Source organism: Bradyrhizobium quebecense, from assembly GCF_013373795.3.
Taxonomy (GTDB): Bacteria; Pseudomonadota; Alphaproteobacteria; order Rhizobiales; family Xanthobacteraceae; genus Bradyrhizobium; species Bradyrhizobium quebecense.
Genome location: NZ_CP088022.1, coordinates 5,015,241 through 5,042,181 on the forward strand (window position 1 = coordinate 5,015,241; position 26,941 = coordinate 5,042,181).

A 26,941-nucleotide genomic window follows, 5' to 3' on the forward strand; every position below is an offset into this window, starting at 1 on the left:
AGCAGCGGAGCCGCCGAAACAGTCCCGCCTGCCAACACGACAATGGCGATCGCACTGGCCGCAATCATTTTTTCTAAGATATTCGCATCGTCGTCCGAGCAGTTTGATCGACATCAAGGGCGACCGGCGTATCGGACCCAAATGCGGCTCGTCGAATCGGCCGTGCAGGCCCAGGTGCCGTCAATCGACAACCATCGCTGTTTGCGATCGTGAGGGACAGGGAGTTGCTCCCACGTATTGCGGACAAAGCGAAAGCGCACACCCTGAGACCCCCCGCCCGCGGCTCTGGCCTCGCAAAATTCCTGCCTGTACGACCGGAAGTTCGACATTTTCTATGGCGCAACTCATGGGCGTACGCACAACCCGAGCGTTACGGTTACAAACGGAATCGTGATCTCTGGGATTACGCGGAATCCGGCGCCCAGCGGAAAGTAATCCGCGTGGTCGCCGAGGCGTTCAGGACCCACCATTGGCAACGATTCCACTCGGACAGCTTACCGTTCGTCTACTGACGCGAACTCTCAGGCTGCCGCCTGATTACCCACGGCAGCGCCTGGGGAGCGCAACGGAGCGAATTGCTCGGCCGTGAGGGATTCTTGCGCTATGAGAAGGGCAACGCCGGCCTCAAGATCCGCCCGTCGCTTCTCCAGAATCTGTCTTGCGCAAACGTCTCCGGCTTCAATCAGCTCACGCACGGCGAGATCGATCTCTCGCCCCGTTGCCTCAGCGGCGCCGACTAGTGTGTCCTGCATCGCAGGCAGGAAGGCCTGCGGCCGGGGCGCATAGGTACGCTGTCCAACTTTTGTATCCATTCCGTATTTGGTCACCATCTCAACCGCGATCTCCGTCGCCCGCTGCAGATCATCGGCGGCTCCTGTCGACACGTCACCATCGTAGATCAGCCGCTCGGAGGTACGGCCTCCCATCAATACCGCAATGCGGTTCCTCAATTCACTTGCTGAAAGCAAGAACCGGTCTTCAGTCGGCCGCTGCATGGTATAGCCGAGCGCACCAACGCCGCGCGGTATAATCGACACTTTCTGGACGGGATCGACACCAGGCAGGCTCGCAGCAACAAGTGCGTGGCCCATCTCGTGATAAGCGACCCTTCGGCGCTCCTCTTTGCTGAGCACCCTGCTCTTTTTCTCAATTCCGGCGACGATCCGTTCGATAGCGACGGTGAAATCGTCGAAGCCGACCTCATCAGCGTTTCGCCTCGTCGCGGCGATGGCAGCCTCATTGATCAGATTGGCAATGTCAGCGCCGGTGAAGCCGGTGGTGAGACTTGCGATCCTGTCCAGATCGACACCCTTGCTGACCCTTATTTTGCGGATATGCACCTTAAGGATGGCAACCCGGCCGTTTTTGTCCGGCCGATCCACCAGCACCTGGCGGTCGAACCGCCCTGCCCGCAACAGCGCTGGATCGAGAATCTCGGGTCGATTGGTGGCCGCCAGCAGGATCACGCCCACTCTCGGATCGAAGCCGTCAAGTTCGGCGAGCAGCTGGTTTAAAGTCTGTTCTTTTTCGTCGTAGCCGCCAAATGCGCCGGGAGTTCGATTGCGTCCAAGCGCATCAAGTTCGTCGATGAAGATGATGCAAGGCGCTGCCTTGCGCGCCTGCTCGAATAGGTCGCGAACCCGGGCCGCGCCGACCCCAACGAACATTTCGACAAACTCCGAGCCGGAAATGGAAAAGAACGCGACCCCGGCCTCTCCGGCCACGGCGCGGGCAAGCAAGGTCTTGCCGGTGCCGGGCGGGCCTACCAGCAGGATACCCTTGGGAACATGAGCTCCGAGCCGCCCATAGCTCTTGGGAGCCTTGAGGAAAGAAACCACTTCCTGCAGCTCGAACTTTGCTTCATCGACACCGGCAACGTCGACGAACGTGACCTTGATGTCCTTTTCGACGTAGACCTTCGCGCGCGACTTGCCGATCGCCATAAAGCCGCCGAGACTTTGTCCACCATCCAGGCGACGGCTCATAAAGTTCCAAACGAGATAGAACATCAAGGCGGGGAGCCCCCATAGCAAGATGGTCTGCGACAACCCGCCCGAGGGCACCCCCCTTACGACAACGCCTTTGGCAATCAGCTTTTCGGCAAGCGCCGGATCAACGCGAGCCGTCATGAAAAATGAATTTCCGCTCGACAGCTTGTCCTTCACTTTGCCCTGGATAGTATCGGACTCGACAGTCACTTCGGCGACGCGGCCCGCGGCAACCAGCTGCTCGAACTGGCTGAAGGGAATCGTGTCGACCCGGTCGTAAGATATCCACGCCCATTCGAGTACGAGAGACCCGAGGGCAACAACGACCATGATCGCGATCACGGTCTTTTGCTTTCGTGACAGCTGATCTGTCGTCATGTCATTTTCCGATCGTGACCGACCGTGGAGGCAACGGTCGCCATCCTTCTTAATTGCCCTTTGGGCGCGTCGGCTTGCTTTGGATCAAATTGGCTTCGTTCATCAGGACTATCGTTTGGACGTCTGCGCTGAAGGCGGAGGGGCACGTGCCATATTCACCGGTCGACGACCTTCCGCCGCGAGTTCGGATGCAATTGCCGCTGAATGCCCTGGAAGCCTGCAATAATCCTGGACGGAACAATGATTTGCGCGGCCCGGAGCGGCGCGAGCGGACCCGCCACCGCCTCGTCTGGTCAGACGTAAACCAAAACTCCGGAAATCCGGTGACGGCTGCGTCCGTCTGGCTGATCGGACGTCGCATACCAGACCGGCAATCGTCAGCCTCACCGATGCGATTGATCCCGGTCAACATCAACGACGCTGAAGGATGCAACCAAAGCCATCATTAAGAGGAGGCGACCATGATCGGCATAACATTGAGTTCGGAGCAAATTCGGAACGCGCCTGTGGATGTTCGCCGCTGGATCGAGCGGGAGGTAATGACATCCATGAATCAGCACGCCACGGTCGAAAATGGCAGCGGGCCGCATGGCGAGCATCTGGCGGCCTGCAGCGAACAGGACGTGGCGGCAATTCTCTCCCAGATTCAATCCGTATTGCCTGCCGTGAACGTGTTATTTGAATTCGGCCGACAGGGCGCGGTGTTTGGCCAACCCAATATCGAGGCTTTCCGGCTGCTCGATGTCGCAAGCCATGCCCGGCTGCAGAATGTGAGCCAGGTCATTGCCTGTCTCGATATGATCAATCAGGCGCTCGGTCGGATGTGTGATGACACGGACGCGAAGTTCTGCGCGTTTGATCGCGAAGGACACTGTTTTATTACCCAGGAAACCCAGCAGAACATCCTGCGAGTCTGGCAAAAAGTCATCGCCAGCCAGCAGCTCGACCTCGAGCAGACGGAGCTGCCCCCGGCCTCTGATTCCAGCGGAGCAGCCGGCAACAATCAGGTCGTGCAAGATGGGCCGTCAAGACCGCCTGCGACGGAGGGCATCGAAGCGCCCGCGTAGCATGGTCAGAAAGTACCAAGATGCCCCCGGCCAAGCGCCCGCGCTGCGCTTTGACGCCAGAACCGTTCTGTCCGGGCATGCCGCCTCGCTCGCACGCGAGTTCGATCGCGAACGGCGCGGTCGCTTTGGAATACTCTTCGGCGGGCAGTCGCCTTGGGCCGCCCTGCAGGCGTGGGAGGATTGGGCCTTCCATTTGATGCTCTCAGGCGGCAAGCAGCTTGAGCTTTGTGAAACCGCTTGGGAGGCGGCTTTATCGCTTGGCCGGACGGTTCTGGAGCCTGACGTCCCACGCAGCGATTTCGCGCCGAAGTCCGGCGACCGCCGCTTCCGTGATCCGCGCTGGCAGACTCCGCCATTCAGTGTCTTGGCACAGGCGCAACTGGCTGCCGAAGCGCTGTGGCATGCTGCCACTCGCGATATCCCCGGCATCGGACGGCACCATGCCAAACGTGTCGACTTCCTCGGCAGTTTCTTGCTTAACGCACTCGCGCCCGTCAACTTTGCCTTGACCAATCCGGTAGTTCTGGACGCCGCCTGGCGTACAGCCGGTGCGAATTTTGTGGCCGGAGCATCACTGCTGGTCGACGATATTGGCCGGCGCATCCAGGGAGAGCAACTGAAGGGGCTGGAAAAGTTCAAGATCGGCGAGAACATCGCACTGACCAAAGGCAAAGTGGTGTTTCGAAACGAATTGATGGAGCTGATCCAATATGCTCCGACGACGCCGGAAGTACGCGAAGAACCATTGCTCATCGTACCGGCCTGGATCATGAAGTACTATGTTCTCGATCTCAGCCCTGCAAATTCTCTCGTACGCTATCTGGTCGATCAGGGATTCACGGTCTTCATGATATCGTGGAGGAATCCTGGAGCCGAGCTAAGAGACACTTCATTCGACGACTACCGCAGCAAGGGTGTCATGGCTGCCATCGGCACGATCGGTGAGATCGTGCCCGGCAAAAACCTGCATGCGGTCGGATACTGTCTGGGTGGAACTATTCTGGCCATCGCCGCCGCAGCCATGGATCGAGACCATGATGACAGGCTTGCCAGTCTTAGTCTGCTAGCCGCCCAGACTGATTTCGAAGAAGCTGGGGAACTGATGCTGTTCATTGACGAAAGCCAGGTTGCCTTGCTCGAGGACATGATGCACGTTCAGGGTTATCTCGATACACGGCAGATGGCTGGCGCATTTTCCGTCCTTCGCGCCAACGAAATGATCTTCTCGCAATTTGTCGAGCGATACATTCTCGGCGAACCCCGGACCGCGACCGACCTCGACGCCTGGCTTGCCGATGCGACCCGGATGCCGGCACGAATGCACGGCGAGTATCTGCGCGAGTTGTTCCTCGATAACAGTTTTGCTCACGGAAACTATCTGGTGGACGGCCGAGCCCTCGCGCTGAAGGACATCAAGACCCCTATATTTGCGCTGGGTGCTGAAAGGGATCACATCGCCCCTTGGCGCTCGGTCTACAAGGTAGAGCTTTACAGCTCCGCGGATACCGAGTTCATTCTCACTGGCGGAGGCCATAATAGCTCCGTTGTCAGTCCGCCGGGCAAGGCCGGAGCATACTATCGTATCAGCACTTGCGACGCCTCCGACAAATATGTCGACCCCGATACGTGGCTTGCTTCCGCCTCGCAAAAGCAGGGGTCCTGGTGGCCGGAATGGATACGCTGGTTGGATGCCCACTCCTCGTTCGTGAGAATCACACCATCATCGCTGTCAAAAGCCGCTGACGGCTTCCCCTCCTATGGCCGGGCACCCGGGTCATACGTTTTCCAGACTTGAACTAGCACGATGCGCCCGCTTCGAACGCTTCACGAGCAGCACCCTGTCGAGACGCTGCAAGATGCACTTGCCAAGGGGATGTCAACAGGCCTTCCGCGGTCGCGCGAGTTTCAACGAGAATCGAGCCAAGTCGGCGGAATTCATTCTTCTGAAGTCGCTTGAATAGCAAGATGCGCCACACTTGGTCTTCCGCTGACCTATTGGAGGGAGGGGGCAGACCAAGCGGCGGTGTCATGACCCGACGGGTCTGCCTCATCTGCACGCTGGCTCATTAGCTCGACATTGATAACGACGCGCTACCGATGTTGCTGTTCGACGCTCTATGGACTCGCGAGCGGTTATTCTCGCCCGAGCTGTCGCGGGGCAGGACAAAGCGGCTAAGGCAGCAATCATCCTGCCATGTCGGGCGACGATCTTCTCCAGCACCGACCAATCTTGACAACGTTCTCCAACACGCTTGGCGCGTCACCCGGCACCACCCTATCTGCACACATTGATGCCGGGATTTGGAATATTGCGTTGAATTCGCCAGGTCCGATAAGGGCGCCGATAGGCAATTTCCCCCTTCTCCGGGATCGCTCCCGAAATAGCCTCGAGATTGTTCCAGCCCTTCGTGACCACCAAGTCGGAAGGAATGGGGATAGGTTTAGCACTGTGTCGAACCATAATCGAATCCCACGGCGGTCGGATCAGGGCAGAGGCCAATCCAACGGGAGGAACGGTTTTCCGATTCACGGTCCGCGAAGCCGCGGAAATCGATGATGTCTGATCCGACCATTTACGTGATTGATGACGATGATGCCGCCAGAGACGGATTGGTGTTCCTGCTGACCACGGCGAATTTCACCGTTCAGGGCTATCACTCCGCGCGAGCTTTCTTGGACGAAATTCACCTCGCGGAGTAGGGCTGCGTGATTTGAGCATGCCGGAGATGAGCGGAATTGATCTTCTTCGCAAGATCAAGGCTCGAGGAGTGGAGTGGCCGGTAATCGTCGTTACCGGCCATGGTGATGTCACTCTCGCTGTGGAGGCATTGAGGGCGGGAGCCACGGAGTTTGTCGAAAAGCCATACGATGCTGACGTCCTGTTGAACGCGATCGCGGCCGCCATCAAGAGACCGACGGGCGCAAATACCGACGCAAGGGCGGTGCGGAAATCCGTCAAGTTTGTATTGGAACTGGAGGGGTTTGAAGTGCGCGACTTTCCAGCGCCGAGGAACTTTTACTCAAGCAGAGCATCCCGCCGAATAGTTGTCTGGTCGTGGACTACTACATGCCCGGAATGAACGGGCTTGACCTGGTGGCCAGATTGCGCACCCACAAAAAGGCTCTACCGGGCGTCCACGAAGCGCCGGCGCAAGAACCGTGGTATGCCGCCGCCGGCGACATTCGACATCGATACGCTGCCGGGCAGCTCTAATTTGACGGCATTGGAGGCGGCCGCGATCATCCGGCGAACGCCCGGAGCGCTGGAGCAGTGGCGACGCGATCCGAACCACCCACTGAAATGGCGATACGTCGACGGACGCCCGCTCTATCGTGTTGATGCCGTGCGGGACTATCTGGCCAAACGCGAAAAGGCCGCTAGACCGTCCCAGCCGCATAATGCTCGCGGAGACGACCCAGCAGCTCGGCCTTGATCGGGTCGAGCGGATTCGTCCGCTGTAAGCGCACGATCTTACCGACCCGCATCGCACCGACCAGTTCCGCGATGTAGTCGTGAGCTGCTTCGAATGCCATCTTGCGGATGATCCACTGTTCGTCGTGATTGTAGACCTGATCGATTCCGCTTGGCTTTCGCCGGACACATAGCCGCTGAATTTCGTTGTCGTAGCCACAACGTGACATGATGGTACGCAGACTGCGCCTCAAGTCATGCATGGTGAACTTGGCGACACCTGCTTCCTTGACTAACCGGTTGACCATCTTGGTGAAGCCCGACATCTGTCCACCAGTCTTCGGTGACGGGAAGACATAGTCGGACGTGGCGCGCCGGAAATGCTTCGCGGCCGCGAGTACCTCGTCCACGAGGTGAGTGCGCGGTACATCGTGGTACAAGCCCATCTTGGTCCACGCCGCATCGAAAGTGATGCGATCATCCATGATATGCTTTTGCCATTCGATCATGGTTGGCTCACTCCGGCGCGGGCCACCGAGTAGGCACATCCTCGTCAAGAGCCCAAAGGCGCCGAGCTTGCCTGATGCATGCCAGACCTTGATGATTTCTTCATCGTTCAGTGCACGACCCTTTGTTCGGCGCCCCACCCTCTGCGCACGGGTTTCCTTGGGTTCACGATAGCCAGCCAGCACATTGTAGCCGACGTATCCTTCCCCAACGCACCATTCGAGGAACGTGTGGGTGTGCTTGCGCAGATCCTTGGCTGCGCCACGCTTGCCGGTCTTGGCCACCCGGTCGACTGCCGCCATGATTTGCCGCCGCGTCAGGTCCCCAATGCCGCTCTCCGCGTGCTCCTTGAGCCCGCGCCGCAACGCCGACATTGCTGGCTTCCAGTTGACGACCTGACGTCCAGTCAAGGACGTCTGGTAGGGACCATCTTCGACGATGAGGTCCGCCAGTGTGGTGCGCTGCTTTTCGGCTGCCTGCTGCCGCCTCGGCTCGCGTTTGGCATCGTTGGGGTCCGTGCCCTTGATGACCTCGCCTGCGGCGATGGTGGCGGCCTTGCGCGCGGCCTTCTCATTATACTTGGGCCACGGGCCGAGGGTCTTGCGCTGGGTTCCCCTCACCCCCGGTTTGGTGAAGAGATAAACCCAGGTTCGACCACCGGTGGCGCGCATGCGCAGGGCGAGACCGGGCAGCTTGTCGTCGTGGAGATAATGCTGCGCCTTGCCGGGCGGCAGCGTAGCGTTGCGGATCACCGTATCGGTGAGCGTCAGCTGGTTCGTCGGCGCGGTCACGATTCCTTCCCCCAGTGTGCCCCAGGTGTGCCCCACGAGAGGACGATCAACCCCACGCAGAACCAGCTCTCAGACCTTCCCGACATTTTGTACCCCAGGGGAAAATCCGCCGCGGGCACAACAGGGGCACACAAAATGCAGTTTGGCCGCTTATGGGCTGCTGAGGCCAGAATGACCATAAGCCACTGTACTTAAATGAGTTATATCGACAAAACTATGGCCGCACGTGGCCTGCATAGATCTATGGATTGTGGTTCACACGGGAGAGGTCCAAGGTTCGATCCCTTGTGCGTCCACCATTCCCCTTCCTGAACCGCCGGTGGCGGACGATTGTCGACATTCTGCTGCCCTTCGGGACCGCGCCTCATCAAAAATGTCGAAAACAACCCCATGCAAAGTAGCCGCCGTTCGTCGCGCCGTTCCGGTTCACTGCCGGCGGCGGTTCGGTGCGGATGACGGCTTGGCGGTACGTCGGCCGAGTTCGCCGAGCAGGTCGCGGACCGCGCCGTCGAGTTCGTCGGGTGGGGTGGCGCGACCGGCCTGCCGCGTGCCGGGCGGCTGTCGCAGGTTACCGGCGGAGATGTCGTCGTTCGCGGCGAGGAGCGCGTCGGCGTCATCATCGTGCCGTCTCCGTGCCCAATGCCGCGCGGCGCGAACCTTCGGCGCGTGAACGCCGAGAGGAGACCGCCGTCTGCGGCGGGAGATCAGTTCGCGCACGCCGTACCCCACCACGAACCCGATCCCGGTGACCAGCACGACAATCAGAAATTCCAGCATTGTGTCGTCCCACCATCACCCTGCCGCAATGCAATAAGCGCGACAATGCGGCAGCGGCTTGACCGGGACAGTTCCTTTTCACTGTGCCGAGCACAACGCTGACCCTCGGAGTCCTACGGGGTTTTGTTTGCAGGCCTCCTCGGCTACCTTCCCGGAACTCGCGGAGGCCGGGACGTCTCGATGCGCAAGGGCAACGACTACATTTTGAAGCTGCGGCCGTGGTCATTGTCGACGTTCGTCGTCGCCCTGCTGGCCGTGGTGCTCGCCACCGCGACGCAGGAGATGTTCGCAAGCTTCGGCATGCAGTTCTATTTCGCGGCTTTCGTGCCGGCGATCCTGATCGCCGGGCTGATGGGCGGCGCGCCGGCCGGCGCCTTTGCCACCATCATCACGGTACCGATCGTGTGGTGGGTGTTCATGCCCCCCTACTTCGAGTTCGCCTGGCCGACGGCCGACGATTATGACAGCCTCGCGACGTTCCTGCTGTCGAGCGCGCTCTTGCTCGGTTTCTCTCAGCTCTACCGGGAAGCGCTGGCCATTTTGCGGAAATAGCTGACCCGCGCAGGCCGCGAGCGCCCGCCGGCGCCGGCAAGCCGGTTGCCTGCGCGGATCGTTCGCCCTCAGATCCCGAACATCCAGACCGCGACGATGGTCGCCAGTGTCGCCAGCCCGCTGATGGTCCAGCCCACCGTGTAGAAAGTATCCTCGGGGGCGGTGTCGAGCACCGTATTGGTGGTTTCCGTCATTGACCGCCAGCGCATGGCGTCTCTCCTCGGAACTCCTGCCCAGCGACATAACGCGGCTCGCGGTTCCCGGTTCCGGCGCTTTCGCGGCGACTGCGCCGTTCACGCACAGCTCACGGACTGCTGATCGGGGTCGCGGAACCTGCGACATTCTGTCCCGTTGAGGGGCGCCGGAAACCAACTTGGGAGAACCATCCGATGCGAACACTGATCCTCGCCGCCACGGCGCTTGCCTTCGTCTCGTCCACCGCGCTCGCGCAGGACAAGGCCGGCAGCAGCCCGGCCCCCGCAGCGCAAAGCGGCGACACGGCGACCAAGGGCGAGGCGACCAAGATGGCGCCGAAGAAGAAAGCCAAGAAGTCCGCAAAGAAATCGAGCGCCAAGGGAGGCACCAAGGGAGGCACCAAGGCTGGCGCCGCCCCGACCGGCGATGATGCGGCCAAGCAATAGACAGAAACAATCGCGGTAGCCGATCACAGATCTGGCGATCACGGAAAAGGCCGCCCCGAAGGCGGCCTTTTTGCTTGCTGTCTCGGTGCGGATGCCGCCTCGCCCGTCGCGTCGCGATCAAATGCGCCGACCGCTTGGGGCAGTGATTGTTGGGCAAGCCAAAATTGAACCAGTGAGAATTGAACCAGAAAATTAAAGTGCGGGAGAGGGAGCGAAAGAGGCGCAGAGCCGATAATCCGCACCGCCATTGGATCGTTCTGAAAATTGACCACCAGCTCCAGGAATTGCTCCACCTCCCGCATCTTCTCTTGTGACGCGCGTGCAACGGCAACGCATGATCCAAACGGGCTATCACTGCGATGCAGAGCAAGATTCATCGCGATAGAGTCAATGCTGAGCACCATCGTCGCGCCTGCCCGCGAGCCCGCTCTCGCGTATGCGCTCCTCAAACCAGCGCGACGTGGCGCTGTCGATGGCGCCGCCGGCATAGACTTCGGAATGGCTCACGCCGTGCTGTCCGACGATCACCAGAACGCCCATTGCATAGGCAAACCAGACATTCGGATCGGTCAGCGCCTGCAGCTTGCGCTGATCGTGCTCGAGCGGCTGGTGGTTGCTGTCCTTGCGCAGCTCGATGGCCAGGAGATTGTTCGGGATGTCGCGCTGATGCACGACGATATCGGGATAGATCGACTTGCCGAGATGGTCATCGGTCGAGCTCCCCGAGCCGCGCGGCAGCCGCAGCGTGCGCTCGCCGAGCCGATCATAGTTGCAATCGACCTGCCAGCCGGGAAACTGCCGCTCGACATAGACAGCCAGCCGGTGAGTAAGCGTTCGCTCGCCGAGATCGCGCTCCAGCAGGAAGGTCTCCTGCGCATAAAACTCCTGCACGGCGACGATCACCTTGTTCAGCTCGGTCTGCATTGACGCCTCCGACTGGACTGGGCCGCCGCCGCGGCCTTTTCAAATCATGCTGCTACATCTGCACTTCGATTAGCCGCGGGCCCGGCTCGGCGACGGCATTCGCCAGTGCCTTGTTGAACTCGTCGGCAGTCGTCACCGCCACTGCCGGCACGCCCATGCCCTTCGCGAGCGCGACGAAATCGAGCGTCGGCCGATCGATCTTCAGCATGTCCTGCGCCCGCTTGCCTGGCTCGCCGGCGCCGACGCCGTCGAACTCGCCGCGCAGGATCTGATAGATCCGGTTGGCGAACACGATGGTCACGACATTGAGCCCTTCGCGCGCCTGCGTCCACAGCGACTGGATGGTGTACATCGCGCTGCCGTCGCCCACCATGCAGATCACCTTGCGGTCCGGGCAGGCAACAGCGGCGCCGGTCGCGACCGGCGTCGAGAAGCCGATCGAGCCGCCCATGTTCTGCAGCCAGTCGTGCGGCGCGGCCGCCGCCGTCGGCGGGAAGAAGCCCCGGCCGGTGGTGACGGACTCATCGACCATGATGGCGTTCTCGGGGATCGCGCAGGCGATCGCCTGCGCGATCGTGGTGTGGTTCAGCGCGCCGGTCGGCTTGACCAGCTCCTGGTGCTGCTGCGGCTTGACGTCCTGCGCCGTCGCATGCAGCGCATTGGCGAGCGCCCCGAGGGCTGCGACCGAATTCTCGCCCCAGGCGGTCATGCGATGCACCTCGCAGCCTTCCGCCTTCAGCATGCTCGGCTTGTTCGGATAGGCGAAGAACGCCACGGGATCGTTGGCCTCGACCAGCACGATGTGACGGAAATTCTTCAGGATCGGCAGCGCCTGCTCGATCACATAGGGGATGCGGTTGATCGAGAAGCGGCCGCGGCCGCGCGCCATGCGCGGGTGATAGGTCTGGCCCATCACGGTGCAGCCGGTCTTGCCGGCGATGCGCTCGGCGAGCGCCAGCCCCTGCTCGGTCAGCGCGCTGCCGGTGACTAGCAGCAGCGTGTGCGCGGCATCGCCATGCAGGATTTTTGCCGCGGTGTCGACCGCCTGCGGCGAATAGCTCGGCCGCTGCGTATCGACAGCCACCTCGGCGATGCCGTCGGCCTCGTTCCAGGCGGTGTCGGCCGGCAGGATCAAGGTTGCGATCTGCGGCGGCGCGCTCTTGGCCGCGGCGATCGCAGCCGCGCCATCGGCGGCGACTGACTTGGCATCGGGTGACGTGCGCACCCAGGACGACATCGGCCGCGCCAGGCCTTCGATATCGGACGTCAGCGGTGCGTTGTAACCGATGTGGTAGGTCGCGTGCTGGCCGACGATGTTGACGATGCCGGAATGCGCCTTCTTGGCGTTGTGCAGATTGGCAAGGCCGTTGGCAAGGCCGGGCCCGAGATGCAGCAGCGTCGAGGCCGGCGTTCCCTTCATGCGGAAATAGCCGTCGGCCGCACCGGTCACCACACCTTCGAACAGGCCGAGCACGCAGCGCATGCCGGGGACCTTGTCCAGTGCCGCGACGAAATGCATCTCCGAGGTGCCGGGATTGGTAAAGCAAACGTCCACGCCGCCTGCGACCAATGTCCGCACCAGACTTTCCGCACCGTTCATGCTCACGCTCCCGTTTCGAGATGTTCTTGAGGTCGCTCCAGATCAACCATTCTTCATCCGCTTCGTCAAAGGTTTGGCCGGACAATGCAGCTATCGCTTCCGGTCTGTTGCCTTTTTAAACCGTCTTGTTCGAAAGTGCCTGAAGTCACGGCTTCGTCGCTTGCGAAAGGCCGGCGATTGTGGCCTTTTTGGCTGCATATTTGATTGTTCGCGAGGACGACGATGCGCCCGATTGCCGTGATTTTTGCCGCACTCACGATCCTGGCAGGTGCCGGCCAGGCCCACGCTCAGTTCTTCGACTCCCGTGGCTACCAGTCCGAGGCCCCGAGCTTCTTCGGCGGTGGCGGCGCGAGCCCGATCCCGCGCACCACCGTCAACTACCCGACCAACTATGCCCCCGGCACCATCGTGGTGAACACCGCCGAGCGCCGGCTCTATCTGGTGCTGGCGAACGGCCAGGCACTGCGCTACGGCATCGGCGTCGGCCGCGACGGCTTCCGCTGGGGCGGAGTCCACCGCATCAGCGCGAAGAAGGAATGGCCGTCGTGGACGCCGCCGTCGCAGATGCTGCGCCGCCGCCCCGATCTGCCGCGCCACATGGCCGGCGGCATCGAGAACCCGCTCGGCGCGCGCGCGATGTATCTCGGCTCGACGCTGTACCGCATCCACGGCTCCAACGAGCCCGAGACGATCGGCCAGGCCGTCTCGTCGGGCTGCTTCCGCATGACCAATGAGGACGTCACCGACCTCTATAATCGCGTCTCGGTCGGCACCACCGTCGTGGTGAAGAACTGATCGCGTCGATTTCAACGGAACCAGGCGCTTCCATCCGGCAAGATCGCTGATCCCGCCTTGCGCTGCCGCGCGCATTGCGGCAGCGTGATTCGAATGCGCCAACCTTGCTCGCCGATCCTGCTGCTGCTCGCCGCGGCGCTCACCACCTCGCTCACCGACGCCATCGTACCGGCGACGGGCGCAGAGATTCCGGCCATCGCCTCGCGCCAGCGCAACGAAAAGAAGGTCTTCACCGACGCCGAGATCGTCGAGGGCTTTCTTAAAACCGCGTTCGGCGCCGAATATCATCTCGCCGGTCGGGTCGACCGCATCCGCAAATACGACAGACCGGTGCGCGTGTTCGCCGACGGCAACCGCGCCGACCGCAAGGTCCAGCTCGCCAAGGTCATCGCCGACATCCGAGCCAAGGTGCAGCATCTCGACATCGCGATGACCGAGAACAACGACGCGGCCAATGTCGTGGTCAAGCTGGTGCGCGACCGCGAGCTCTACCGCACGATAGCGATCTTCTACGGCCAGGAGCGCGCCAAGGAGATCCGCACCTCGCTCGACCCGCAATGCCTGTCCGGCTTCCGCAAGAACGAGAATTACGAGATCGAGCATTCCGACGTCATCCTCACCGTCGACAATGGCGATTTCGTCTTCCTCGACTGCGCCTATGAGGAGCTGTTGCAGTCGCTCGGCCCGATCAACGACACTGCGACCGTGCCGTGGACGATGTTCAACGACAGCGTCTCGATGGGCTTTTTCGACGTCTACGACCAATACCTGCTCAATCTGCTCTACGACCCCCGCATCAAGCCCGGCATGAACGTGCAGGAGGTCAAGGCCGCGCTGCCCGAAGTCCTCACCGACGTCCGCGCCTGGGTGGCGAAGGTGAACCATCTGGAGTGATGGTGGGCCGCCGCAATAGGCAGGGATGCCGCAACACATCAAACTGTCGTCCCGGCGAAGGCCGGGACCCGGGACCCATATGTGGACGGCCCCCGTGGCACAAGAGCTTTCTGGGATTGGTCGGATCGCTGTCATCCATATGTCCGGCCTGTTTGATGCGATCGTGTTGATCGCTGGGCCAAGATGGTTTCCGCGACGCGAGTGCCAAACAACCTGGCGACCTTGTGAAGGCCAATGGGTCCCGCGGCTTGTCTCGCGTTCTGGATCGATCGATCATTCCATCTGCTCTTGCAGCTCCGGTTCGTCCGGCGAGCGCTACGTCCGGCCGGCCGACCTGTTAGGTGACAGCGTTCATGCGTGCGGCATCATAGCTCTCGCCGGTCGCCATCAGCTTCCAGGCGATGCGGGCCACCTTGTTGGCGAGCGCCACGGCCGCAAGCTTCGGCGGCTTGCGCCTGAGCAACGCCACGAGCCAGCGCGAGGGGTGGCCGCGCCCGAGCCTTGCCTGCCGGATCACCGCGGTCGCCCCGGCCACGAGCAGGCGACGCAGGGTCTCGTCGCCAGCGCGGGTGATCTTGCCGAGCCTGGTTTTGCCGGCGGTGGAATGGTCCTTGGGCGTCAGGCCGAGCCAGGCCGCGAACAAGCGGCCGGAGCGGAAGGCGTGCGGGTCCGGCGTCTTCATCACAAGCGAGGTCGCGATGATCGGACCGACCGAGGGGATCTGGGCCAGACGACGGCTTGTGGCGTTGGCCTGGTGCCAGGCCAGCAGCCTGGCCTCGACCGCCTTCAGCTCACCCTGCAACTGCGCATAGTCACGGCCCTGCATGGCGAACAGCTCGCGCGCCATAGCGGGAACGCTCTCGTCCTGCGTGATCCGGGCCAACAGCGGCTCGATCTTGTCCAACCCCTTCGGCGCGATCAGGCCAAACTCCGCCGCGTAGCCGCGGATCGCATTGCTGAGCTGGGTACGGCGGCCGATCAGCCCATCGCGGACACCTGCAAGCATCAGCGCGGCCTGCTGTTCGGCGCTCTTCACCGGCACAAACCGCATCCGCGGTCGGCCCATCGCTTCGCACACCCCATCCGCATCTCGCCCGTCGTTCTTGTTCCGCAGCACATAAGGCTTCACCAACTGCGGCGCTATCAGCTTCACCTCATGGCCAAGCTTGCCAAGCTCGCGCCCCCAGTAATGAGCCGCCCCGCAGGCCTCCATCCCGATCACGGTCGGCGGAAGCTTGGCAAAAAACTCAAGCACCTGCTTGCGCGACAGCTTCTTGCGCAACACCGGCTGTTCCGCCGCGTCAACTCCATGCAGCACAAAAATATGCTTCGACGTATCCATCCCAATACGGATAATCTCTCTCACGGACGGTCTCCTTGTCTGAGATTTACAACAACCTCATTCTGGCACACTGATGCCGTAGGGGGCCGTCCACACCATCAACCACAGGATTGGCTTGGTGAGGAAAGCTGTGGCCCCAGCGTCGCGCAACAATCACCTTCAGTGGTAATGGGTCCCGGCCTTCGCCGGGACGACACTGAGTTTGTGCTGCCGCTTGTGAGCCATACTTCCGCATTCTCACGACATCTTTTGCCCGAGTTCTGCATCTCGCTCCGCCCTCTCCTCGAACAGAGGGCGCAGGGAAAGCCGGGTGCCGATTGCACCCATGGGTCCGTGCAACAAACGGCGTGCTCACCTCACTGTCATTCCGCGACCTGGGGACGGCCTCCCTGCCCACTTGACCTTGCCCCTGCGGCCGCCTCCATAGAAGCGCGGTCAGACGACGCGAGGTGATTCGATGAATGCTTCTGCTGCCCGTTTCCTCAGTCCGTCCGAAGCTGCAAGGCAGCTCGGGATCTCGGCGAAAGCGCTGCGCCTCTATGAGGAGCGCGGCCTGATCGCACCTGGCCGCACACCGGCGGGATGGCGCGCCTATGGTGCGGCCGAGATGGCGCGCGGCGCCGAAATCGTCGCGCTGCGCGCGCTCGGTCTCAGCATCAATGAAGTGGCGCGGATCCTGAGCGGCGACGCCGTGATCCTCGATCGCGTGCTGGCCGCGCACGAGGCCACGCTCGAAGCACGCATCCGCCAAAGCGGCGACAGCATCGCCAGGGTGCGCCGGCTGCGCGCCGACCTCGGCCGCGGCAAGATGCCCGCGACGTGCGATCTCATCGGTGCGGTCAGGGTACGGCCTGCGATCGGCGTCGCGTTCGATCTGCCGTGGCCGTGGGGCGGCGAGCGCTTCGAACTGCGTGACATCAAGCTGCTGAACTACATCGTCGGGCCGCTCGGCAGCGGCAAGACGCGCCTCGCGCAGCGTCTCGCCGAAGTGCTGCCCGACGCCGGCTTCGTGGGGCTGGACCGTGCCGCCGACGGCGGCGCGGCCGTTCGCGCGCGGCTCGATGCCGACCCGGCGCATAAGGCGAGGGTCGAGGCGAGCCTTGCCGTCCTGCTCGCCGATGGCGCGATGGACTCAGCGGCACTGACCGCCCTGCTCGCCGCTCTCGAGGCCGACGGCGACACCATCCTGGTGATCGACATGCTCGAGCAAGGGCTCGATGCGGCCAGCCAGGAAGCCGTGATCGCGCATCTGCGCCGCCGCGGGCCCGAGGCGCGGCCGCTGTTCTTCCTCACACGCTCCAACGCGATCCTGGACCTCGACGCGGTCGGCGACGACGAAGCGATCATCCTGTGCCCTGCCAATCACAGCCGGCCGATCTGCGTCACGCCCGTGCCCGGCGCGCCCGGCTATGAGGCGGTTGCGACCTGCCTTGCCTCGCCGGACGTGCGCGCGCGGACCGAAGGCATGGTTGCGTGGCGGCCATCCTGATTTCTCGCATTGGTTGTATTATAATCACGCGACAAGGTCGGATGCACGGCAGGAAAAGTATGCTATAAGCTCACGCAATGAGCGAGCTTCCCCGTACCCAGGCCTTGCGTTGCTTCATCACGGTTGCCCGTGAGGGCACTGTATCGCGCGCTGCAGCGATGCTGAAACTGACCCAGCCGGCGGTCAGCCTGCAACTCAAGGCGCTGGAGGAAAGCACCGGGCTGCAGCTGTTCAACCGCACCCCCGGCGGCTTCACGCTGACCGAGGCCGGCGCCGCGCTGCTGCCGCTGGCGCACCGCGCGGTGGCCGCGGCATCCGACTTCAAGGCGATGGCGGACTCGCTGAACGAGGCGCAGCGCGGCACGCTGCGCGTCGGCACCATCCTCGATCCCGAATTCACCCGGCTCGGGCCGTTCGTGCGCAGCCTTGCGATGTCCTCGCAACGCACCGAAGTGTTTCTGCGCCATGGCGTCAGCGACGACGTGCTGGCGCAGGTCGGCCGGGGCGAGCTCGACGTTGGCTACTACGTCGACGCCACGCCGCCGGAGCAGCTCAACCATCACAGCTTCGCCGAGCGAACCATCGCCGACGGCCGCTACCAGCTGGCGCCGCTGCTCAGCTACCACTACCGCGTGATCGCGCCGATCGGCTGGCGGGACCGGGTGATCGGCAAGGACTGGGCGGAGCTTGCCGAGCTGCCCTGGCTTGCGACACCGCCGCATTCCGGCCACCGGCGGCTGCTCGACGACATCTTCCGTCCGCTCGGCGCCTTGCCGAAACGCGTCGGCTACACCGATCAGGAAGAAGCAATGATCGACTTCGTCGAATCCGGGCTCTGCCTCAGCCTCGCGCGCGACAGCGTGCTGGCGCCACGGATGGCGCGCCCGCATCAGTTCGTGGTCTCCGACAAAGTGAAGCTCACCTGCGATCTCTCTTTCGCCTGCCTTGCCGCCCGCCGTCAGGAGCCGGTGATCGCCCACGCCTTCGCGGCCGTGCGCGCGGTGTGGAATATCAAGCCGGCGATCGCCGGCGCCGGACCGACGCGAACGCGGAAGGTCGCGAAGAACGTGTAGGCGGCGCGCGGTCCAGGGGCCGCACTCTGCGAGACGCCACGTGAATTCGCCGAGAATGCAAGTTGAGAGTAGCGATCAGCCCATGGCCGAACGACAGCGGAGCGAGAGACCGTTTCGTGAGAAGATATGAAAGCTCGCGCATCGTCGCGTTCTGCGTCGCATTGGCGATGCTGGCGCTGGATCAGCTGACAAAGCTTTGGGCCCTTCGATCGCTGGAAACCGGCGCCACCCTCGAGCTGCCCGGCCCCATTGATCTCACCCTCGTGTTCAATCGCAGCAACGCATTCGGTCTCATTCCCGACTACGGTGCGTTGTCGCGGTGGGCGCTGGCGTCCGTCGGCCTTGCCGCAGCGGCGGCCCTGCTCGGATCCATCCTGCGGCGATCGACATCGACCATCAACGCCTTTGGATTCGCCTTGATCGGCGCCGGAGCCGCCGGAAATGCCCTCGACCGTCTTCGATTGGGTGCCGTCGTCGACCTGTTCGATGCCTCGAAACTTCGATTTGTCTGGATTTTCAACGTCGCTGACGTTTCAATCGACTTGGGGATCGCGCTCGTTCTGCTTGCTGCGCTGCTGCCATCGTTGGAAGCGCCCAAGACAGACCACGGCAACAACTAGATCGATATCCTAGGCCGCGACGACCAGCGGCCGCGTCATCTCCGCGATTGTTGGCACCAGCGACGGCGCCTCACAATCCTGCAGAGCGAGTTCGTTCACGAGCTCGCGCAGCCTTGGCGGCAGATTGGTGTAATCGTCGCGCAGCACGTAGCGCAGTCTCTCGCCAATCTCTTCGCAGATGGCGCGCGCGTGCTCCGGCGCGATCGGATGATGCTCAATCATGGACGTGCACCGCTTGCGACGGCCGCGCGCCGTCCACCTGCACGCCTGCAACCACGGATCCCGCATGCCGAGATGCGATCAAGACGAGGATCCGAACAATGCTGAACATGTTCGTACTCCCTTTTTCCGGCCATCAATAGCAGGAGGACACTACCGTCCGATTAGGGAAACTGGTTCCTGCGGCCTTTAAGGGATTGGTAAACGTGAGGTTCACGACTGCGCCGCAGCCGGATCGAAATCTGCGAGATGGGGTCGTCTTTCCTGAAGGCGCGAGCCCTTCCCCGGCGCCACCCGGATGTCCCCAATCAGGGGGACAGACGGATCAAGCGGAATCAATATGATGCGAAACCGGACGCCGGTCGGCTATCATCGGCGGCGCATTATAGAAAAAAGACTTGCTGGGAGGATTTGCAATGAAGCTGGCCATGGCCGGACTCTGGGTACTCGCGGGCGCGCTCCTGATCGCGCCGGACGCGCGTGCCGACATCAAGGTCGGCGTGGTGGTGTCCGCATCCGGGCCGGGCTCGGCGCTCGGCCAGCCGCAGATGCGCACCATCGCGGCGCTGCCGAAGGAGATCGGCGGCGAGAAGGTGGTCTATATCGCCCTCGACGACGAGTCCGACCCGACCAAGGGCACGCAGAATGCCCGCCGCCTCGTGATCCAGGACGGCGTCGATATCCTGATCGGCTCCTCGCTGACCCCCGTGACCATGCCGATGCTCGACGTCGCGTTCGAATCCAAGACGCCGATCATCTCGCTGGCGGCGGCGACCGCGATCGTGCGGCCGATGGACGACCGCCGCCGCTGGGCGTTCAAGGTGGTCCCCAATGACGATCTGATGGCGGCGGCGATCCTGAAATACATCGCGAAATCCGGCATCAAGACGCTCGGCTATATCGGCGTGTCCGACGGCTATGGCGAAGGCTATTACAATGAGGTGTCACGGCTGGCACCCACGCTCGGCCTCACCGTCACGACGCATGAGGTCTATGCGCGCGCCGACACCAGCGCGATGGGCCAGGCGCTGAAGGTGATCGCGACCAATCCGGAGGCTGTCTTCATCGCGTCCGCAGGCACGCCGGCGGTGCTGCCGCAGGAGGCGCTGCGCAGCCGCGGCTATGCCGGCAAGATCTTCCAGACCCACGGCGTTGCGTCGGAGGAATTCATCAAGCTCGGCGGCGCCAATGTCGAGGGCGCAATCTTCACCGGCGAGGCCTTCACGATAGCCGACGATCTGCCGGCGAGCGATCCGTTCCGCCAGGCGCGCGACGAGTTCGTGACGTCCTACGAGAAGGTCAACGGCTCGAGCCCGAACATCTTCGGCGCGCATCTGTGGGACGCCGTCACGCTGTTCAAGCGGGCGGCGGCGAGCGCGCTGAATACGGCGAAGCCCGGCACGCCGGAATTCCGCGCCGCGCTGCGCGACGAGCTCGAGCGCGGCAAGGACGTCTACCTCAACAACGGCCTCTCGACGATGAGCCCGACCGACCACAATGGCTATGACGAGCGGTCGGCGTTCCTGATCAAGGTCGACGGCGGCAAGTTCAGGCTGGTGAAGTAACCGGCTCGGCTGTCAGCTACTGCTGGAACGGCGTCGAAGGTTCACCTCTCCCTTTGGGAGAGGTGAACCGAGACCGCGCCAAAGCCGATTCAATCAAAACTCATCCCGCTTTAGTCGCCGCCCCAGCGCCAGCGCGGCGGCTCGCCCTTCCACCAGCACACGCCGGTGAGCAGGACGCTCAGCACGACGACATAGGCGATGAAGCGTGCCGGAGAATGCGGCAGGATCGTCGCTGCACCGACGGCGATCAGCGCGACAAAGCCCGCGACAACCGACCAGCCTTGCCAGTTGTTCGGAGGTCCCCAGCCCCAGCCGTAGCGCTTGGCGGGAAACCAGTATCTGTCGTCACGCGGCATGGGACTGCTCCAGTCTCGAAATCCCCCTGCTTCACACCTTGCCCTTGCCCGATCCGCAGATGCCCTTCAGCGCCTGCCATTCGGCGGACGACAGCAGCGGCTGGCCGTTGGCCGAGCCGGCGGCATCGGCCTTGTCCATGCGCGCGAGGCGATCCTCGGTCAGCGGATGGCTGGAGACGAGCGAGAGTCCCTTGCCGCCTTCCTTGCCGGTGACGCGGAACATCAGTTCGCCCATCGGCTTCGCCGGGCGGCCGAGCTTGTGCATGGTCTCGATCGCAAAGCTGTCGGCATTGGTCTCGGCGTCGCGCGAATAGGATGACGTCACCAGCGAGCGCGAGGCGAAGAGCAGCGCGCCGGACCCGGTGATGTCGCCGAACAGCAGCCCGATCAGGAACGAGGTACCGCCATTGTGGATCAGCTCGCGCATGCTGTCGCGATGGCGGAGATGACCGAGCTCATGCGCCAATACGCCGGCGATCTCGTCGGGATTTTCGGCCTTCTCCACCAGCCCCTCGAACAGATAGACCTTGCCGCCCGGCAGCGCGAAGGCGTTCGGCACCGAGGTCTCCAGCACGCCCGACTGCACCGAATTGTCGAGGCCCGCGGTCTCCCGCAGCTTGCCGATCAGCTTCTCGAATGCCGCCTGGCCGGCCGCGTTGCTGCACGGCTTGCCGTCGAACACCACCTTGACCTGCGCCTCCGCGACATCGCCGAGACGCCGCTCGAAGGAATCCGGCACCAGCGGCGTGAGCCGCTCGGCGGCAAGCGGCACGCCGAACAGCACCACCAGCACGATCGACACCGCGGCCGCGAGCGACCAGCCGACGATGCCGGCGACGCCCTTGCGGTTCGGCAGGTCCTGCTCGAGCCTGTCGCAGCGCGCGACCAGCGCGGCCGTCAGCTGCGCGTCGCGGATTTCGAGCCGCGCCAGAGCCGGCGCGGTCAGGCAGCTCAGCCGGAGCAGGCCGGTCGGGCTGTCGGCGCGGCGGATATCGGCAAACGCCCAGCGCGCGAGCAGTTCGCCGTCTTCCCTGATCTCCAGCGCATCGGACAGTTCGAGCACGACGATGCGCCGACGGCTCGATGCGCCGTCGAAGAATACCGCCCCCGGGACAGGTGGCGCCGCGGAATTGGCCTGGCTGACATCGGCTTCCATCGCGCTAGAATCCCGCAACGTCGAGGCCGTCGGCAAAGCCTTCGCCGAGCGCGTTGGCGAGCTCGCCGCGCGCGGTGACGTTGGCCGCCGCCTCGATGTTGTGCACGATGGTCGACGACAGCACCCGGACCCAGAGATCGCGCATCAGGTAGACCCGCATCACCACGTTCATCGCCAGCGCAAGCGCAAGATAGCCGATGCCGAGCAGGACCATCAGGGGAATGCTCCTGGCGAACGCCTCGGTTCTGAAGAAGTCCGCGATCGAGGAGCCGGCCATGCTCGCGGCCAGGAAGATGCAGAGCGCGAGATAGGCCGAGAACAGCGCGCCGAGCAGCACGGCCCAGCCGATCACTTTCCAGTACAGCCCGATCAGCGCGCTGCGGCGCATGGTGGATTCCAGCCTGACCCCGCCGAAGCGGATGCCCGACAGCCACCAGCGCCACTCGATCGCCTTGAACGCGGCATAGGCGAACGGGCCGAACACCGAGACCAGCGCGAACGGCATCAAGAGCCAGAGCCACCAGCCCCGTTTGAAGAAATCCCAGCCACGGCCCTCGAACGAGCCTTGCAGGTCGCCGTAATAGGAATGCCGCATCTTGTAGCGCTCGAGCGCCGCCTCGCGCCAGGGCAGCGCCAGGCCGAGCGTGATCACGACCAGCACGCCCCACAACGAGGCCTTCAGCGCATAGATCCAGCCCGAGCCGCTCATCCAGAAGCGGACGCCGCGCCACACCGTGCGGGTGAGCCGATAGCGCCGCGCGCGGTAGATCGCGAACTGGCCGAACAGGTAGAAGAAGGCGACCAGCGGCAACGAGGAGAAGGTCTGGCCGTGCTCGGCTTCGATGACGAGCAAGGCGTAGCCGAGATAGACCGGCATCAGGATCGCCAGCGCGACCAGGAAGCCGATCAGGAGCTCCTTGCCGCGGCCGGTATATTCCGGCGCATCGCCGTCGATCAGGGTGTTCGACCAGAGGTGACGGCGGATGTCGGTGGTGAGCCAGAACCGGTAGAAGCCGAGCGTGACGAGCTCGAGCCCGGCGCCGCGCGCGATCAGGCGGAAGAACTCGTTCCGGCTCCCGGAAAACGCCACCGGCATCGGCGGCGGAACCGGTTGCGGTGGCAGCTGCGGCGGCCCCGGCGGGGTCCAGCTCATGTCGTTCACGGGATAGCTCCAGGACGGGACAATCTCTGCGCATCAAAAGCACAGGTTTGTCGCTGCGAGTGTGATCCAGGTTTCACAGGAGGTCGAGAGCGCGGGCCGCTTTTGGCTGGGTGGGGTTGGCTTTGCCTTAACGGGACTGCTGGAGATCGGCCGCAAGCCGAGCTGCCGCCTATTTCCTACCCGGGTCGCGCGCTTCGAACCCAAAGAGCGGATTTGCCGACTTAACCGACAAGCCGAACGGCAAAGACGCCGCCGCAAGCGCGAGGAAACCTTGGCGATGAACAGATGGATCTTGGCGGCGTGCTTTCTGGCGCTCACGGCGGCTCCCGCGGCTGCCGTCGACGTGCGGCTGGATTCCTATCGCAATCCGAAGAATGAGAACTTTCGCATCTTCAATCATATGTACCTGGACGGCGTCAGGGGCGGCCTGATGGCTTCCAATGCCTGGTTGAAACGGCATGGCGGCCAATTGCTGTTCTGCATGCCCGACACCCTCGTGCTGACCAGCGAGCAGACCGAAGAGATCATGCTCAAGTCGGCCGACAAGCGGTCCGCGAAAGGCGAGATGGTGGTCGCTCTCCTGCTGCTGTGGGGCATGCAGGACACCTACCCCTGCGAAAAGCCCGGCACCCAATAGACAGTCCCCGCACCGTTCGCACCTGCCGCCTAACCAAATTAAACACCGTTTCAAACAGCGTTGGTCGGCGCCTCGCCCGTCCATCGCCGGAAAAGCCCGGATTCGGCCGCTTTGACCCGACATCAATGCGGCCAAATGCGCGTTGAGAGCCCTTGCGCAAACCGCGGAATGAGAATGTAATTCGGTAAAACATGCCGCGCCGGCGATGCCCCGGCCGCGAAACGGTTGAGGAGCCGCTCATGCACGGGACCATCGATCTGGTCGACGACACCAATCTGGATGCCGCACGCGAACGCGCCAACACGCTTGCGCTCGCGGACTACGATCCCGGGCATCCCGAGCTGTTCAAGACCGATACCTTCTGGCCGTATTTCGACCGGCTGCGCCGCGAAGATCCGGTGCACTACTGCAAGGATTCGATGTTCGGTCCGTACTGGTCGATCACCCGCTACAACGACATCATGGACATCGAGACCAACCACGCGGTGTTCTCCTCGGCCGCCTCGCTCGGCGGCATCACCATCCGCGACGTGCCGCCGGATCTGCGCCGCGAAAGCTTCATCGCGATGGACCAGCCGCGCCATTCGGCGCAGCGCAAGACCGTGGCGCCGATGTTCACGCCGACGCACCTCGACGAGCTCGCGATCAATATCCGCAACCGCTCGACCGAGTGCCTCGACAATCTGCCGCGCGGCGAGGTGTTCGACTGGGTCGACAAGGTCTCGATCGAGCTGACCACGCAGATGCTCGCGGTGCTGTTCGACTTCCCCTGGGAGGACCGCCGCAAGCTGACGCGCTGGTCCGACGTCGCGACCACGCTGCCCGGCGCCGGCGGCCTCGTCGCCACCGAGGACGAGCGGCAGGCCGAATTGATGGAATGCGCGACTTATTTCGCACGGCTCTGGAAGGAACGAGCCGACCAGCCGCCGAAGAGCGACCTGCTCTCGATGATGGCGCACAGCGACGCCACGCGGAACATGGACCCGAAGAATTTCCTCGGCAACCTGATCCTGCTGATCGTCGGCGGCAACGACACCACGCGCAACACGCTGTCCGGCAGCATCTACGCGCTGAGCAAGCATCCGGAGCAATACCGCAAGCTCAAGGAGAACCCGGCGCTGATCGACAGTTTCGTGCCCGAGGTGATCCGCTGGCAGACGCCGCTAGCCCATATGCGGCGCACCGCGCTCGCCGACTTCGAGTTCCGCGGCCGCCAGATCAAGAAGGGCGACAAGGTCGTGATGTGGTACGTCTCGGGCAACCGCGACGAACAGGCGATCGAGAAGCCATACGAGTTCCTGATCGACCGCGCCCGGCCGCGCACCCACATCTCCTTCGGCTTCGGCATCCACCGTTGCGTCGGGCTGCGTCTCGCCGAGCTGCAGCTCAAGATCATCTGGGAGGAAATCCTCAAGCGCTTCGACACGATCGAGGTGGCGGAGGAGCCGCAGCGGGTGTATTCCAGCTTCATCAAGGGCTACGAGACGCTGCCCGTGCGCATTGCCGCCTGACGCGTGACGATTTAACTCCCTCTCCCGCTTGCGGGGGGTTGGGGTGGGGGTGTCGCGGCAAGTGACACTCTTCGTATGGAGAAAGCCCCCACCCGGATCGCATCTTCGATGCAATCCGACCTCCCCCGCAAGCGGGAGAGGTGGAAGTCAGAAAATTCACTGGAGCCAGCTGAGATGAACGTCCAGACCGCCATCCGTGCCGACCGGGCCGAGCTGCTGCGCCAGGCGCGCGAGGAAGCCTATGCGACGCCCCTCAGGGATTTTCACCCCGGCGCGCCAAAACTATTTCAGAACGACACGTTGTGGCCGTGGTTCGAGCGGCTGCGCAAGGAAGAGCCGGTGCACTATTGCACCAATGCGCCGATCGAGCCCTATTGGTCGGTCGTGAAGTACAACGACATCATGCATGTCGACACCAGCCACGGCATCTTCTCCTCCGACTCCACGCTCGGCGGCATCTCGATCCGCGACGTGCCGCCCGGCTACGACTATCCTAGCTTCATCGCGATGGACCAGCCCAAGCACGCCCATCAGCGCAAGACCGTGTCGCCGATGTTCACGCCGACGCATCTCGACGAGCTGGCGAAGCTGATCCGCCAGCGTTCGGCGAGCGTGCTCGACAATCTGCCGCGCAACGAGACCTTCAATTTCGTCGAGCGCGTCTCGATCGAGTTGACCACCCAGATGCTGGCGACGCTGTTTGACTTCCCCTGGGAAGAGCGACGCAAGCTGACGCGCTGGTCCGACGTCTCGACCGCGCTGCCGAAGAGCGGCATCGTCGACTCGCCGGAACAGCGGCGGCAGGAAATGGACGAGTGCTACGCCTATTTCTCAAAGCTGTGGAATGAGCGCGTCAACGCGGCGCCGAGGAACGACCTGCTGTCGATGATGGCGCACAGCGACGCCACGCGGCACATGGACCCCGACAATCTGATGGGCAACATCATCCTGCTCATCGTCGGCGGCAACGACACCACGCGCAACACTATGAGCGGCTCGGTGCTGGCGCTGCATGAGCATCCCGACCAGTTCAGGAAGCTGAAGGAGAATCCCGCGCTGATCGACACCATGGTGCCGGAGGTGATCCGGTGGCAGACGCCGCTCGCGCATATGCGGCGCACAGCCCTTCAGGACACCGAGGTCGGCGGCAAGACGATCAGGAAGGGCGACCGCGTCGTGATGTGGTACGTCTCCGGCAACCGCGACGACGAGGTGATCGACCGCCCCGACGAGTTCATCATCGATCGCGCCCGGCCGCGCATCCATCTGTCGTTCGGCTTCGGTATCCATCGCTGCGTCGGCATGCGGCTTGCCGAGCTGCAGCTCAAGATCGTCTGGCAGGAGATGCTGAAGCGCTTCGATCGCATCGAGGTGGTCGGCGAACCGAAGCGGGTCTATTCCAGCTTCGTGCGCGGCATCGAGAACCTGCCGGTACGGATCCCGGGCTGAGCCTCGAGCCGTTGCGGCGCGCTGTCCGGCAGCATC

The 26,941-nt window shown here is 63.1% G+C and carries 28 protein-coding genes and 1 pseudogene; 17 read left to right on the forward strand and 12 right to left on the reverse strand.

Translation table 11 applies throughout. The annotated features are described in order from the left end of the window. Positions 1 to 521 precede the first annotated feature (521 nt). Positions 522 to 2,318: an ATP-dependent zinc metalloprotease FtsH gene (gene ftsH, locus HU230_RS24220; protein ID WP_420840895.1), complete on the reverse strand. Its 1,797-nt coding sequence runs from the start codon at positions 2,316 to 2,318 to the stop codon at positions 522 to 524. Positions 2,319 to 2,554: 236 nt separating this feature from the next. On the opposite strand from ftsH, the gene HU230_RS24225 reads away from it, so the two are divergent. The 6 genes and pseudogenes from HU230_RS24225 to HU230_RS24250 all read left to right on the forward strand — a co-directional run bounded on the left by HU230_RS24225 (position 2,555) and on the right by HU230_RS24250 (position 6,513). Then, on the forward strand, positions 2,555 to 2,815 hold the full coding sequence (locus HU230_RS24225) for a hypothetical protein (protein WP_176529538.1): 261 nt from the start codon (positions 2,555 to 2,557) through the stop codon (positions 2,813 to 2,815). Between the two features lie 12 nt (positions 2,816 to 2,827). After that, a complete protein-coding gene (locus tag HU230_RS24230; RefSeq protein WP_224943513.1) occupies positions 2,828 to 3,433 on the forward strand; it encodes a hypothetical protein in 606 nt (201 codons plus the stop codon). A 1-nt stretch (position 3,434) separates the two neighbouring features. Continuing rightward, positions 3,435 to 5,228: a PHA/PHB synthase family protein gene (locus HU230_RS24235; protein WP_176529537.1), complete on the forward strand. Its 1,794-nt coding sequence runs from the start codon at positions 3,435 to 3,437 to the stop codon at positions 5,226 to 5,228. A 568-nt stretch (positions 5,229 to 5,796) separates the two neighbouring features. Beyond that, positions 5,797 to 5,997: pseudogene (locus tag HU230_RS24240) on the forward strand (ATP-binding protein); the annotation flags it as partial. Next, positions 5,990 to 6,133, forward strand: coding sequence for a response regulator transcription factor FixJ (locus HU230_RS24245; protein WP_176529536.1), 144 nt, complete (start codon positions 5,990 to 5,992; stop codon positions 6,131 to 6,133). The pseudogene HU230_RS24240 and the gene HU230_RS24245, both read left to right, overlap by 8 nt. 17 nt (positions 6,134 to 6,150) lie before the next feature. After that, a complete protein-coding gene (locus tag HU230_RS24250; RefSeq protein ID WP_176529535.1) occupies positions 6,151 to 6,513 on the forward strand; it encodes a response regulator transcription factor in 363 nt (120 codons plus the stop codon). Positions 6,514 to 6,811: 298 nt separating this feature from the next. Here the strand turns inward: HU230_RS24250 and HU230_RS24255 are convergent, their stop codons facing one another. Beyond that, complete coding sequence (locus HU230_RS24255) at positions 6,812 to 8,143, reverse strand: tyrosine-type recombinase/integrase (protein ID WP_176529534.1); 1,332 nt, start codon at positions 8,141 to 8,143, stop codon at positions 6,812 to 6,814. A gap of 426 nt (positions 8,144 to 8,569) precedes the next feature. Beyond that, positions 8,570 to 8,920, reverse strand: a complete 351-nt coding sequence (locus HU230_RS24260; RefSeq protein ID WP_176529533.1) for a hypothetical protein — start codon at positions 8,918 to 8,920, stop codon at positions 8,570 to 8,572. 180 nt (positions 8,921 to 9,100) lie between these two features. On the opposite strand from HU230_RS24260, the gene HU230_RS24265 reads away from it, so the two are divergent. Then, positions 9,101 to 9,472, forward strand: coding sequence for a DUF4118 domain-containing protein (locus HU230_RS24265; protein WP_176529532.1), 372 nt, complete (start codon positions 9,101 to 9,103; stop codon positions 9,470 to 9,472). Between the two features lie 68 nt (positions 9,473 to 9,540). Here HU230_RS24265 and HU230_RS24270 read toward each other — a convergent pair whose 3' ends face one another. Beyond that, a complete protein-coding gene (locus HU230_RS24270; protein WP_171947715.1) occupies positions 9,541 to 9,681 on the reverse strand; it encodes a hypothetical protein in 141 nt (46 codons plus the stop codon). 180 nt (positions 9,682 to 9,861) lie between these two features. Between HU230_RS24270 and HU230_RS24275 the strand changes: the two genes are divergently transcribed. Continuing rightward, a complete protein-coding gene (locus HU230_RS24275; protein ID WP_176529531.1) occupies positions 9,862 to 10,113 on the forward strand; it encodes a hypothetical protein in 252 nt (83 codons plus the stop codon). A gap of 38 nt (positions 10,114 to 10,151) precedes the next feature. Here the strand turns inward: HU230_RS24275 and HU230_RS24280 are convergent, their stop codons facing one another. The 3 genes from HU230_RS24280 to HU230_RS24290 are packed head-to-tail and all read right to left on the reverse strand — an operon-like array spanning position 10,152 to position 12,637. Further along, entirely contained in the window at positions 10,152 to 10,517 is a 366-nt protein-coding gene (locus HU230_RS24280) for a hypothetical protein (RefSeq protein WP_176529530.1), read from the reverse strand. Continuing rightward, positions 10,501 to 11,037: a hypothetical protein gene (locus tag HU230_RS24285; RefSeq protein WP_176529529.1), complete on the reverse strand. Its 537-nt coding sequence runs from the start codon at positions 11,035 to 11,037 to the stop codon at positions 10,501 to 10,503. Before HU230_RS24285 ends, HU230_RS24280 begins: the two co-directional genes overlap by 17 nt. A 52-nt stretch (positions 11,038 to 11,089) precedes the next feature. Further along, positions 11,090 to 12,637, reverse strand: coding sequence for an acetolactate synthase large subunit (locus tag HU230_RS24290; protein ID WP_176529528.1), 1,548 nt, complete (start codon positions 12,635 to 12,637; stop codon positions 11,090 to 11,092). A 222-nt stretch (positions 12,638 to 12,859) separates the two neighbouring features. Between HU230_RS24290 and HU230_RS24295 the strand changes: the two genes are divergently transcribed. Then, positions 12,860 to 13,432: a L,D-transpeptidase gene (locus HU230_RS24295; RefSeq protein ID WP_176529527.1), complete on the forward strand. Its 573-nt coding sequence runs from the start codon at positions 12,860 to 12,862 to the stop codon at positions 13,430 to 13,432. A 93-nt stretch (positions 13,433 to 13,525) separates the two neighbouring features. After that, on the forward strand, positions 13,526 to 14,326 hold the full coding sequence (locus HU230_RS24300; protein ID WP_176529526.1) for a DUF2927 domain-containing protein: 801 nt from the start codon (positions 13,526 to 13,528) through the stop codon (positions 14,324 to 14,326). 337 nt (positions 14,327 to 14,663) lie between these two features. Here the strand turns inward: HU230_RS24300 and HU230_RS24305 are convergent, their stop codons facing one another. Next, positions 14,664 to 15,692, reverse strand: a complete 1,029-nt coding sequence (locus HU230_RS24305) for an IS110 family RNA-guided transposase (RefSeq protein WP_176528479.1) — start codon at positions 15,690 to 15,692, stop codon at positions 14,664 to 14,666. A 433-nt stretch (positions 15,693 to 16,125) separates the two neighbouring features. On the opposite strand from HU230_RS24305, the gene HU230_RS24310 reads away from it, so the two are divergent. From HU230_RS24310 to lspA, 3 genes are all read left to right on the forward strand, one after another. Further along, a complete protein-coding gene (locus HU230_RS24310) occupies positions 16,126 to 17,157 on the forward strand; it encodes a MerR family transcriptional regulator (RefSeq protein WP_176529525.1) in 1,032 nt (343 codons plus the stop codon). A 77-nt stretch (positions 17,158 to 17,234) separates the two neighbouring features. Further along, positions 17,235 to 18,230: a LysR family transcriptional regulator gene (locus tag HU230_RS24315; protein WP_176529524.1), complete on the forward strand. Its 996-nt coding sequence runs from the start codon at positions 17,235 to 17,237 to the stop codon at positions 18,228 to 18,230. 62 nt (positions 18,231 to 18,292) lie between these two features. Further along, positions 18,293 to 18,850 carry a signal peptidase II gene (gene lspA / locus HU230_RS24320; protein ID WP_176529523.1) on the forward strand — a complete coding sequence of 186 codons (558 nt, stop codon included), beginning with the start codon at positions 18,293 to 18,295 and terminating at the stop codon, positions 18,848 to 18,850. Between the two features lie 9 nt (positions 18,851 to 18,859). On the opposite strand, the gene HU230_RS24325 is transcribed toward lspA, so the two are convergent. Beyond that, positions 18,860 to 19,072 carry a hypothetical protein gene (locus HU230_RS24325; RefSeq protein WP_176529522.1) on the reverse strand — a complete coding sequence of 71 codons (213 nt, stop codon included), beginning with the start codon at positions 19,070 to 19,072 and terminating at the stop codon, positions 18,860 to 18,862. A gap of 413 nt (positions 19,073 to 19,485) precedes the next feature. Here HU230_RS24325 and HU230_RS24330 point away from each other — a divergent pair, with 413 nt between their 5' ends. Continuing rightward, positions 19,486 to 20,634: an ABC transporter substrate-binding protein gene (locus HU230_RS24330; protein WP_176529521.1), complete on the forward strand. Its 1,149-nt coding sequence runs from the start codon at positions 19,486 to 19,488 to the stop codon at positions 20,632 to 20,634. Positions 20,635 to 20,744: 110 nt separating this feature from the next. On the opposite strand, the gene HU230_RS24335 is transcribed toward HU230_RS24330, so the two are convergent. From HU230_RS24335 to HU230_RS24345, 3 genes are read right to left on the reverse strand one after another with little or no spacing between them, the layout of a single operon-like run. Further along, complete coding sequence (locus HU230_RS24335; RefSeq protein ID WP_176529520.1) at positions 20,745 to 20,990, reverse strand: hypothetical protein; 246 nt, start codon at positions 20,988 to 20,990, stop codon at positions 20,745 to 20,747. A gap of 31 nt (positions 20,991 to 21,021) precedes the next feature. Further along, the gene (locus HU230_RS24340; protein WP_176529519.1) at positions 21,022 to 22,146 is read right to left on the reverse strand and encodes a M48 family metallopeptidase; all 1,125 of its coding nucleotides are present in this window, start codon (positions 22,144 to 22,146) and stop codon (positions 21,022 to 21,024) included. A gap of 4 nt (positions 22,147 to 22,150) precedes the next feature. After that, on the reverse strand, positions 22,151 to 23,299 hold the full coding sequence (locus tag HU230_RS24345) for a DUF898 family protein (RefSeq protein WP_176534891.1): 1,149 nt from the start codon (positions 23,297 to 23,299) through the stop codon (positions 22,151 to 22,153). A gap of 70 nt (positions 23,300 to 23,369) precedes the next feature. On the opposite strand from HU230_RS24345, the gene HU230_RS24350 reads away from it, so the two are divergent. The 3 genes from HU230_RS24350 (at position 23,370) to HU230_RS24360 (ending at position 26,905) form a co-directional block, all read left to right on the forward strand. Next, positions 23,370 to 23,945, forward strand: a complete 576-nt coding sequence (locus HU230_RS24350; RefSeq protein ID WP_224943526.1) for a hypothetical protein — start codon at positions 23,370 to 23,372, stop codon at positions 23,943 to 23,945. A gap of 239 nt (positions 23,946 to 24,184) precedes the next feature. After that, complete coding sequence (locus tag HU230_RS24355; RefSeq protein ID WP_176529518.1) at positions 24,185 to 25,456, forward strand: cytochrome P450; 1,272 nt, start codon at positions 24,185 to 24,187, stop codon at positions 25,454 to 25,456. A gap of 174 nt (positions 25,457 to 25,630) precedes the next feature. Then, positions 25,631 to 26,905, forward strand: coding sequence for a cytochrome P450 (locus tag HU230_RS24360; protein WP_176529517.1), 1,275 nt, complete (start codon positions 25,631 to 25,633; stop codon positions 26,903 to 26,905). The last annotated feature ends 36 nt before the right edge of the window (positions 26,906 to 26,941 follow it).